General features: G+C 66.0%; 1 protein-coding gene. It reads right to left on the minus strand.

Annotated features, from left to right (window positions below):
• Positions 1-456: 456 nt before the first annotated feature.
• Positions 457-720 carry a DUF6244 family protein gene (locus tag ACPXBU_RS34810; protein WP_030489032.1) on the minus strand — a complete coding sequence of 88 codons (264 nt, stop codon included), beginning with the start codon at positions 718-720 and terminating at the stop codon, positions 457-459.
• Between the last annotated feature and the right edge of the window lie 300 nt (positions 721-1,020).

Consider the following 1,020-nt stretch of genomic DNA (forward strand, 5'->3'; position numbering starts at 1 on the left):
CCGGACCACCGGCCAACCCGTGACCAGGTCCCTGATCGCCTACGACCACTGACCCGACTTCGGACTTACTCGTCTAGCTAACGCTGACGCCTCGCGGCATCGTCAGGGGGGACCTTCACGCGCGGTCGTCGTTGTTCGAGGCGTGGGTGGACGCATCGGCCAACGGCGACCGCAGCCGTGACACGGATGGTTCACGATCACTTGACTGCCGGCAGGTTCGGCGCAGCGCCACCGGCACCGATGTCCGGCCGACTGCGTGGTCAACATCTCACTGGTGCTGAGGGCTTCCAAGGCGCTGTCGAACCTGTCGGACTCACGGCGGATAGCAGCATCTGGGACAGCTCTGACCTGAGCCTCAACCTGCTCATCGATCTTCACGGCCCGGTCCTCGGCGTCTCGGTGCTTCCTCTCCACGCGCCTGGAAGGTCCGGCTGCCGCAGCAGCAGCCACCCGTGGTCAGTTTCCCAGCGCTCGGACCTTGGCGATCGTCTCCTGCACGTGCTGCTTGGCGGGGTCGCCACCCTGGGACGCCTGCGCGAGCGCCTGACGGTACGAGTCGATCATGCCGACCAGCGGACCAGCGGCCACACCTTCAAGCGCACCGGCGACGAGCGCCCGCGCCTCGGCCGCGTCCTGGGCTGCCGCCGCGGTCTTGGCCTTCGCCTCGTCCAGCTTCTGCGACGCCGCCGCCAACCTCGCGATGATCTGTGCTGCGCTCACGCGCACCTCCCCCTGATCGACCATCGCCTCCACCACCGCACCGGCAGAGACCACATCGGAGCGTACGAGATCCGCGCACCCAGCGCGACCGGCCGCTCTCCCCCGCGTCACCTCGTGGGCAGAGATCGCCTCCAAGCGAGCGACCCTGACGAAGTTTGCCCACGGAGCCTCGATCGGACCGGCTAACAACCTAGATCTTGGACACTTTCCGTTACGCGCTAACTATTCAGTCCCATGACATCTGTCAGTGTTGAAGTCCCGATACATGTGTCACTCGGTAGGGATCTTGGGCGTGCTGGT

This window comes from Micromonospora sp. DT231 (genome assembly GCF_049847025.1).
Classification (GTDB): domain Bacteria; phylum Actinomycetota; class Actinomycetes; order Mycobacteriales; family Micromonosporaceae; genus Micromonospora.